Consider the following 8,689-nt stretch of genomic DNA (forward strand, 5'->3'; position numbering starts at 1 on the left):
ATGGAACGGATTCTGGCACGACCGAATCTTTTACAAGCAATCAAACGAGTGGAAGAGAATAAAGGAAGTCAAGGTGTCGACCAAATGACCACAAAAGACCTGCGGAACCATTTTGTAGAAAATTGGACAACCATCCTTACCCAAATAAGGTCGGGTACCTATCAACCAAAACCAGTCCGTCGAGTCGAAATCCCGAAACCAAACGGTGGAATTAGGAAGTTAGGTATCCCTACGGTAACAGACCGTTTCATCCAACAAGCCATCGCCCAACAATTAACGTTGGTATTTGACCCAACATTCTCGGAGTTCAGTTACGGATTCCGTCCGAACAGGAGGGCACATACCGCGGTCAAACAGGCTAGAGCTTATATAAAAGAAAGATATCGCTGGGTAGTAGATATGGATTTGGAGAAATTCTTCGATAAAGTAAATCATGACCGATTAATGGCAAAACTTGCGAGTAAAATTAAAGACAAAGCACTCCTTCGTCTTATCCGACGCTTTCTACAAGCTGGTGTACTGGAAAATGGGCTGGTTCGTCCAATTACGGAGGGAGCACCACAAGGTGGCCCATTAAGTCCGTTACTTTCCAACATTGTATTAGATGAACTGGACAAAGAACTGGAGAAGCGTGGTCATAAATTCGTGAGATATGCGGATGATTTCCAAATTTACGTGAAGTCCAAACGTGCTGGGCAACGAGTGATGGAATCCATCACAACGTTTATCGAAAAGAAACTTCGACTCAAGGTAAATCGGGAAAAGAGTATGATAGCCCGTCCTTGGAAACGTAAATTCTTGGGGTTTAGTTTCACAAGCAACAAGAAACAACCTAACATTCGATTGGCAAAGCAATCTGTTGAACGATTCAAAGCACGGATTAGGAAACTAACTTCACGAAAACAGCGAATAGCAATGGAACAACGCATTGCCAAACTAAATAGCAATCTTAATGGTTGGCTTGGTTACTATCAGTTAATCGAAACGCCAAGCAACCTAAAAGAGTTAGAATCATGGTTACACCGAAGACTCCGAATGATACGTTGGAAAGAATGGAAATTGCCAAAAACCAAGAAGAGAAAACTAATCTCATTAGGAATATCGCCACAAAAGGCATATGAATGGTCAAACTCCAGGAAAGCATATTGGCGTATCGCAAAGAGTCCCATATTACACATAGCCCTTGGCACCAAATACTGGTCAAGCCAAGGGCTAAAGAGCATATCCGCTAGATATGAAATTTTGCGTCATACATAATCTGGAACCGCCGTATACGGAACCGTACGTACGGTGGTGTGAGAGGGACGGAGGTTAGTCACCTCCCCCTATCTCAATTACTGTTCCGAAGATGAATAGGACTCTGTTCACCTTCTCTAAAAGTGGAAAAAGCTTTCCCATAATAAGGAACTATTATATAATTGCTTTAATAAATATTTTAATGTGCCTATTTTAAGGAGGAAGAACTTCTCGTGATCATTGCGATCATTTTTTTATTATTTGCTTCTTTTTTCTTTTCCGGAAGCGAAACAGCATTAACTGCAACGAATAAAATGCGGTTGCAAATGCAGGCGAAAAACGGAAACAAAAAGTCTGGCCAATTATTAAAAATTGTCTCCAAGCCGAATGAGTTTATCACAACAATATTAATCGGGAATAATATCGCCAATATCGTATTGCCGACATTAGTTACAACGATTGCGATTCAGTACAGCTGGAATGTCGGGGCTGCTACCGCCATATTAACCGTCGTAATAATCATTTTTGCGGAGGTACTGCCAAAATCAATAGCTGCTGCTTTTCCTAATCGGATTTCTTTCCTTGTTTATCCGATTATAAGATTTTTTATTTTTTTATTTAAACCGATTACCTTTATACTGAACTGGCTAACCGGTTCTATTACGAAGACCCTTTCGAAAGGGCAGGCACAGCCTGTTTCCATTTCCAAGGAAGAATTCCGCGCTATGGTCGATATCGCAGATTCTGAAGGAACTTTTCAGAAAGATGAGTCCTTTCGAATAAAAGGAGTTTTGGATTTCCAAAACCTGAATGTGAAGGATGTGCTAAAAACGCCGCGGGTCGAAATTGAAGCGCTTCCAAATACGGCAACCTTTGAAGAAGTAAGAGAAGTGGTCATGCAAAACCCGTTTACACGTTATCCGGTGTACGAAGAGGATATTGACAATATTATCGGGGTGTTTCACTCGAAATATTTAATTCAGTGGTCGGTGGAACCTGGGAAAACGCTGAGAGACTACAGTGATACAGATCCGCTAATCGTGTATGAATTCCACTCCATTGAACACGTTTTCCGACAGATGACGAAATTGAAGAAGCATATGGCGATCGTTTTAGATGAATACGGGGGAACCGAAGGGATTCTCACCCACGAAGATATTATTGAGTCGATGATCGGCTTAGAAATTGAAGACGAAATGGATGTCGACAATGACATGCTCGTGGAAAAGATGACAGATACGGAAATAATTTGCGACGGGAAAATTACACTGCACCACTTAAATACGATTTTTCGCACGGAAATTCCCGAGGATGAAGATGTGTTGGCGGGGTATTTATTAAAGGAATTTAACCATTTTCCCGAAGAAGGGGAAGTGCTGGAAATGAGTGATTTAACGTTTAAAGTGCTGGAAGTAGACGGACGCTCCATTTCCAAAGTGCAAATTATTAAATAGACTTTTTTTACATACAATCCCTGCAGTAAGAAAGTAGGGATTTTTTATTTCGGTTTTTTGGTAAACTGATATTGAGCTTTACGAGAAATAACGTTTTGTACCGTGCGGGCAAAGCGGCAACGAAGGAAGGAAATGACATGCACATAAAAATTATTGCCGTTGGGAAACTGAAGGAAAAATATTTGAAGCAAGGCATAGAAGAATATATGAAGCGGCTGAAAGGGTATGCGAAAGTAGATTTGACGGAAGTCGCCGATGAACATGCGCCGGAACATTTAAGCGAAGCGGAAATGGCCGAGGTAAAGAGAAAGGAAGGAGAGCGGATTCTTCACCATCTCCCCCAGGACACCTACGTCATTACACTTGAAATTAATGGTAAAATGCTGAGCTCGGAAAAATTGGCTGCAACAATCGATGAGCTGGCCACCTATGGAAAAAGCAAAATAGCTTTTGTTATCGGCGGGTCCCTCGGCTTAAGCGAAGCTGTACAGAAGCGGAGCAACATGGCCCTTTCCTTTTCCAAAATGACTTTCCCCCATCAGCTGATGCGGCTTATTTTATTAGAGCAGGTTTATCGGGCATTTAAAATTAACCGGGGGGAACCGTACCACAAATAGAGGCAAAAACTGTTGTAGATAAGGTGGTAATTCTTTATCGGAAGCGGGTATTGAAAATGTATGTTCATTATCCGTTTCTCGATATAACAAGTGGATTAGAGTAAAGGTTTTCGAAATGTTCATTTCAGTAAAATCAAATTCAAGTTCTATATTTTTAATGCTTCTTGATTTGTCATCTTGTTTGATAGTAATATTATCAATTAACAACAGTAGCAATTGCTTTTGATTTTCCTTAGTTGTCTTCTTGTAAACAGATAGGAATTTCTTCAGTAATTTTTCAATCAAATCTGGTTGGATTACTTTTGAATCGATAGATCCTAATTGTATTATAATCTCATTTTTCTTTTGTTCTAACCCCCTTTTATCATTCGAGACCTTTTGTAACCGTTCTTGTAGAATATCAACAGGGAGAGTGTTTTTCTCAAAGGCATCCATATACTTTGCCTGTAATTGTTCAATCTCTTTTAATCGTATTTCAATCTTTTCTAATTCTTTGTTAAGCTTACTTATCGAATGAGCAGAACTTGAACTTATGTCAGTGATCGTCTTATATAATCTCTTCTTATTAGAACTAAGTTGTTCAATTTTCTTGATAACCGTATCTTCTGCTTCATATGCCTTAATAGAATTAGCTTTACAAGCAGCAGATCCTTTATTATGAAAATCGCTACAGACGTAATAACGATGTTTTCGTTTCGTCCCATCTTTACGTGTATATGTTGTAATTGACGGAACCATTCCTTGACCACAATCAGGACAGCGTAAAAGGCCACTAAGTAAAAATGGTTCGTTTGATTGACGCTGCTTAAATGATTTACTTTTTCTCCTTGCTCGTACAACGCTCCATAGTTCGTCCGAAATAATAGGTTCATGTTTTCCTTCTACAAGAATAGGATTTGGATTTTTCCCTTTTCTTCTTTTGGAATCCCAATTTTCAAATTTTAGCCAACTGATTTTACCGTTATATATTACATTGTCTAGGATTTGTGCTACTCCATTGATGGAGAAATAACGATTACGCTTGGTTTTATACCCAGCTTTATTTAAGTGGTTAGAAATCGCTCTAAGCCCTTTGCCATTTGCATACATATGATAGATTAACTGTATTACTTCAGCTTCCTTTTCATTGATAACTAGCTCCTTCTTAACAGTGTCATATCCAAATACAACCCCGCCGTTCCATCTCCCTTCCAAAGCTCTCTGTTTCATCCCAAGCTTAACGTTTTCCGCTAATGTATTTCGCTCCATTTCAGCGATTGAGGCCATAATTTGAAGTACTAAACGACCTATAGGACTACTGGTATCAAAGTTTTCTGAGTAGGATATAAATTTCACGTTGTATTTTTCAAACTTATCTAGAATCATGAGTGTTTCTAGCATATTTCTTGAAAGTCGGGAAATTTTCCAAACTATTACAGCATCAAATCTCTCATTCTCTACATCTTTAATTAGTCTTTTCATTTCAGGCCGTCCTTTTACGGATTTACCACTAATTCCTTCATCGACATATTCATCAATCACTTCCCAGTTATAAATTTGAGCATATTGCCGAAGTGTTTGAAGTTGCGCGGCTATACTAAAACCTTCTTTTACCTGTTCCTCTGTGCTTACACGAGCATAAATTGCAACTCTTGATATATCCATATCTAATCCTCCTTCATACTGATATTACAATGAAATACTAGATAAGAGAAATGGGACCTTATGTGATTGTTTGACTTAAATGGGAAATTGAAGAAGTACTTTTTAGATTTGGAAAAAACCCATTTCTTTTTTATTTCATTCAAGTATATGCTTGAATGTTTTACTGAAAAAAGTTACTATATAATCAAGCAAATACTTGAATGAGGTGATGATTTGAATAAGAAAGATACTTGTGAAATTTTTTGTTATGACGAGGAAAAGGTTAATCGAATACAGGGTGATCTACAAACAGTAGATATTTCAGGTGTTTCTCAAATGTTAAAAGCAATTGCCGACGAAAATAGAGCAAAAATCACCTATGCTTTGTGTCAGGAAGATGAACTATGTGTTTGTGATATAGCTAATATCTTAGGCGTTACAGTTGCTAATGCTTCTCATCATTTACGAACACTTTATAAGCAAAGGATTGTCAACTATAGAAAAGAAGGAAAGCTTTCCTTTTACTCATTAAACGACGAACATATCAAACAAATTATGATGATTGCATTAACACATAAGAAAGAGGTGGAGGTAAATGTCTGAACAAGCTGAACGGTCTGAAGTTGACATGACTTCCTACCGAGTACAAGGCTTTTCATGTGCTAATTGTGCAGAGAAATTTGAAAGAAATGTTAAGAAACTACCCAATGTTCAAGACGCAAAAGTAAATTTCGGCGCATCTAAAATAACCGTGTATGGTGATGCAACGGTTGAAGAATTAGAAAGGGCTGGCGCTTTTGAAAATCTTAAAGTGACTCCAGATAAACCATTAAGGGAAGAGAAAAAAGAGGTTAAAGAAGAAAAAGAGCCATTTTATAAAAAACACAGTACGTTACTATATGCTTCTTTATTAATTGTTTTTGGTTATATTTCTCATTTTGTTAATGGAGAAGATAATATTATTACTTCCCTTTTGTTTGCAGCAGCGATAGTGATTGGTGGATACTCACTCTTTAAAGTCGGGTTTCAAAACCTGCTACATTTTGAATTTGACATGAAAACTCTTATGACAGTGGCTATTATTGGAGCAGCTATTATTGGAGAATGGGCAGAAGGTGCAATTGTTGTTATTCTCTTTGCAATTAGTGAAGCTTTAGAACGTTTCTCTATGGACCGAGCAAGACAATCAATTCGATCTTTAATGGATATTGCTCCGAAAGAGGCGCTTGTTAGAAGAAATGGGCAAGAAATGATGATTCATGTTGATGATATTGCTGTTGGCGATATTATGATTGTGAAACCCGGTCAAAAGCTTGCTATGGATGGTGTAGTAGTACATGGTTACTCGGCTGTTAATCAAGCAACTATTACAGGCGAGTCAGTCCCAGTTGAGAAAACAGTGGATGATGAAGTTTTTGCAGGTACATTAAACGAAGAGGGAATACTTGAAGTTAAAGTAACAAAGCTTGTTGAAGATACAACAATTTCCAAAATCATTCACCTTGTTGAAGAAGCTCAAGGGGAACGCGCGCCTTCTCAAGCGTTTGTAGATAAATTTGCAAAATATTATACGCCTATTATTATGATTATCGCAGGGCTGGTAGCTGTAGTACCACCATTATTATTTGGTGGCAGCTGGGGAACTTGGGTTTATCAAGGGCTAGCAGTATTGGTCGTTGGTTGTCCCTGTGCATTAGTTATTTCAACTCCTATTTCTATTGTTTCAGCAATTGGAAATGCAGCCAAAAAAGGTGTGCTTATCAAAGGCGGAATTTATCTAGAAGAAATGGGTGCTTTAAAAGCAATAGCTTTTGATAAAACGGGTACACTTACAAAAGGAGTTCCAGTTGTAACAGATTTTAAAATGTTGAACAATCAGGTAAATGCAGAAGATATGTTGTCTATCATTACTGCATTAGAATATCGTTCCGGGCATCCTCTAGCTTCAGCTATTATGAAAAAAGCAGATGAGGAGAACATTTCCTACACTCATGTAATCGTGGATGATTTCTCTTCTATCACAGGAAAAGGAATCAAGGGGACTATCAACGGTACGACTTACTACATTGGAAATCCGAAATTATTTGAGAATCTGTCAGTTGACTTTAATAATAAACAAGAGCAAATTGTTAAGAACCTACAAAATCAAGGTAAAACTGCAATGGTGGTTGGAACTGAAAAAGAAATTCTTGCTGTCATTGCAGTAGCTGATGAAGTACGTGAATCAAGTAAAGAAGTTATTCAAAAGTTACATCAACTTGGAATTAAAAAAACCATTATGCTTACAGGAGACAACAAAGGAACGGCAGATGCTATTGGAGGTCATGTTGGGGTAACGGATATTCAGGCAGAACTATTGCCACAAGACAAATTAGAATTTATCAAAAAATTGAGATCTAAATACGGAAACGTAGCAATGGTTGGAGATGGTGTCAATGATGCTCCTGCATTAGCTGCTTCTACCGTTGGAATTGCGATGGGTGGGGCTGGTACAGACACAGCACTAGAAACGGCAGACGTTGCTTTAATGGGAGACGATTTAAGAAAACTTCCATTTTCTGTGAAACTAAGCCGAAAAGCACTTACTATAATTAAGCAAAACATCACCTTCGCATTAGCAATTAAATTCATTGCCTTATTATTGGTTATCCCCGGTTGGCTAACACTTTGGATTGCCATCCTTTCAGATATGGGAGCAACTCTTTTAGTAGCATTGAATGGTTTAAGACTAATGCGAGTGGGAGAAGATAAATATTAACTAAATTTGCAATCTCAGGGCTTTTCTTCTTATTGAAAAGCCCAATCCTGAAATATTGGAGATGAAAAAAATGATTACAACGGCACTTACTGCGGCTGCAGTTTATGTAGCAACAGGAATTGATTATCTTATTATTTTAATCCTTTTGTTTTCACAAATAAAAAAAGGACAAGCGAAACATATATGGATTGGACAATACATAGGTACGGCAATTATTATAGCTGCCAGTCTTTTAGTAGCTCTAGGTATTACATGGTTAATCCCTCAGCAATGGGTTTTAGGTCTTCTTGGGCTTATACCGCTTTATCTGGGGATTAAGATTTGGATTAAGGGTGAGGAGGATGAAGATGAAAGCAATATATTATCTTTATTTTCCTCAAATCGGTTTAATAAATTGTATATAACAGTCATATTTATTGTGCTGTCTTCCAGTGCAGATGACTTTTCTATTTATATACCTTATTTCACGGTATTAAACACGGTTGAAATACTTATTGCTAGTATTGTCTTCTTCATTATGGTTGGGGTTCTATGTTATGTCAGCTATCGCTTAGCTTCTTTGGATTTTGTATCAGAAAAAATTGAGAAATATGAACGTTGGATTGTCCCTATTGTATTTATAGGGCTAGGGATTTATATCATGTTTGAGAATGGTACATTCAACGCTTTATTTTCATTCCTAATTTAACAAATGGGGCAAATTTTAATCCTAGAAATCAAACATCTTAAAAATACCGAGAATGCTGCTGGCATTTTTAGTTAGCATGATAATGTTGTTCTGAATGAATTATTTCTGGATAAACAAAAATGTATTTACTTTGCATAGCGAACCGTCACCCTTATTTTGATTTAGCAGATCAAAGGGTGGCGGCTTCTTTATTATTATCTACTCAACTTTCGCACGCTTAAAATTGCTCTAAACCCTTGATATATTTGAATGCAGACTAAGTTGATCATGCCGCATTTGCCTTTATTTCATCGTTACTACGAAAAGCCTTCTT

Annotated in this window: 7 protein-coding genes; 6 read left to right on the top strand and 1 reads right to left on the bottom strand. The window is 37.6% G+C overall.

Annotated features, from left to right (window positions below):
- The 3 genes from ltrA to rlmH form a co-directional block, all read left to right on the top strand.
- Window positions 1–1,257, top strand: a 1,257-nt coding sequence (gene ltrA / locus IEV18_RS15630; RefSeq protein WP_188393314.1) for a group II intron reverse transcriptase/maturase, incomplete at its 5' end; no start/stop codon positions are given.
- Window positions 1,258–1,469: 212 nt separating this feature from the next.
- Window positions 1,470–2,690 carry a hemolysin family protein gene (locus IEV18_RS15635; protein WP_188393315.1) on the top strand — a complete coding sequence of 407 codons (1,221 nt, stop codon included), beginning with the start codon at window positions 1,470–1,472 and terminating at the stop codon, window positions 2,688–2,690.
- Window positions 2,691–2,827: 137 nt separating this feature from the next.
- Window positions 2,828–3,307, top strand: a complete 480-nt coding sequence (gene rlmH, locus IEV18_RS15640) for a 23S rRNA (pseudouridine(1915)-N(3))-methyltransferase RlmH (RefSeq protein ID WP_188393319.1) — start codon at window positions 2,828–2,830, stop codon at window positions 3,305–3,307.
- On the opposite strand, the gene IEV18_RS15645 is transcribed toward rlmH, so the two are convergent.
- Window positions 3,251–4,951, bottom strand: a complete 1,701-nt coding sequence (locus IEV18_RS15645; RefSeq protein WP_188393316.1) for a recombinase family protein — start codon at window positions 4,949–4,951, stop codon at window positions 3,251–3,253. The two genes, rlmH and IEV18_RS15645, sit on opposite strands and share 57 nt — an antisense overlap.
- Before the next feature lie 213 nt (window positions 4,952–5,164).
- On the opposite strand from IEV18_RS15645, the gene IEV18_RS15650 reads away from it, so the two are divergent.
- The 3 genes from IEV18_RS15650 (at window position 5,165) to IEV18_RS15660 (ending at window position 8,376) form a co-directional block, all read left to right on the top strand.
- Window positions 5,165–5,533: an ArsR/SmtB family transcription factor gene (locus IEV18_RS15650; protein WP_040047916.1), complete on the top strand. Its 369-nt coding sequence runs from the start codon at window positions 5,165–5,167 to the stop codon at window positions 5,531–5,533.
- On the top strand, window positions 5,526–7,688 hold the full coding sequence (locus IEV18_RS15655; RefSeq protein ID WP_188393317.1) for a heavy metal translocating P-type ATPase: 2,163 nt from the start codon (window positions 5,526–5,528) through the stop codon (window positions 7,686–7,688). The genes IEV18_RS15650 and IEV18_RS15655 overlap by 8 nt, the downstream gene beginning before the upstream one ends.
- A 70-nt stretch (window positions 7,689–7,758) precedes the next feature.
- On the top strand, window positions 7,759–8,376 hold the full coding sequence (locus IEV18_RS15660; protein ID WP_188393318.1) for a CadD family cadmium resistance transporter: 618 nt from the start codon (window positions 7,759–7,761) through the stop codon (window positions 8,374–8,376).
- Window positions 8,377–8,689: the final 313 nt, after the last annotated feature.

This window comes from Compostibacillus humi, assembly GCF_014637175.1.
Taxonomy (GTDB): Bacteria; Bacillota; Bacilli; order Bacillales; family Amphibacillaceae; genus Oceanobacillus; species Oceanobacillus humi.